Here is a 912-nt window from a genome sequence, read left to right as displayed (position 1 = left end):
CATTTTTTACTAGCTGGGCGATAAACTCCAGGCTGCGGTTGCCTGCATCTAGTCCCTGTTCGGTATTAATCTGGCTAAAGTGGTTGATATCAAAATGGATCAAGCTAATAGGGTGGCCATAGCGGTCGGCTTGCGAGAGTAGTTGCGATGCGTATTGTTGAACGAAGCGAAGATTTGCAATACCGGTTAAATTGTCAGTGAGCACGAACTTTTGCTGCTCGTTATAGGCATTTAGCATCTCATCAGAAAAGAACTTTACGGCGCTAACAACAATAAGAAAAACAATTAGCGCGTTTCCGATAAAAACTCCTTGTGCGATGGAGGGCGGAATGGGGGCCATGTAAGTTTCGACTCGTAGTGTATGGGCCGCGCAAAAGCACAAGCAACCATAAAGCATGACAGCAAGCTTTTTCCATTTTTCCTGGTCATTGAGCAGAAAGTAGACCACGACCGGGAGGCTTAGGAAATAGAGTTGGAAGCCCGTTTCAGCGCCGACAAAGAATATACTCCCCAAGGTAACTTGCAGGCTGGCAATGAGTATCAACCAATAGGCGGAAAGGACAAACTTCTCCTGCCTGACCCAGTAGAATGTTCCGGCATAGCAGAGCGCATATAGGAAATCTGTAAAGCTGCTCAGCGCTTGTTGGTATTGAGTCCATAAAATAGCTGAATAGCATAAGGATACAATCACGCCGACCAGTGACACGCTAATAACGATTCGCTTACGATATTGTGTGCCTAGCTTGGTACTAAGAACTTCTGATTGCTGTGTAGATGCCTTATTTTGCTTCATGCCTGTTTGTTTATCCTAACATGTTGGCCAGTTTGTAGGGGCCTTCCAGTATATTGTGTGTTAACTGAACTTGATTCGATACACCTGTTTTTTGGTATATCTTTTTCAAGCGAGAGCGA

At 44.8% G+C, this 912-nt stretch carries 1 protein-coding gene; it reads right to left on the bottom strand.

Going from position 1 to position 912, the window contains the following annotated elements:
- A partial coding sequence (locus A3766_RS27375; protein ID WP_068643371.1) for a diguanylate cyclase domain-containing protein occupies positions 1-793 on the bottom strand: 793 nt, incomplete at its 3' end.
- Positions 794-912 lie beyond the last annotated feature (119 nt).

The sequence above is a fragment of the Oleiphilus sp. HI0132 genome, assembly GCF_001635845.1.
Note: the sequence above shows the minus strand (reverse complement) of the source record. Positions and strands in the feature narration are given on the sequence as shown.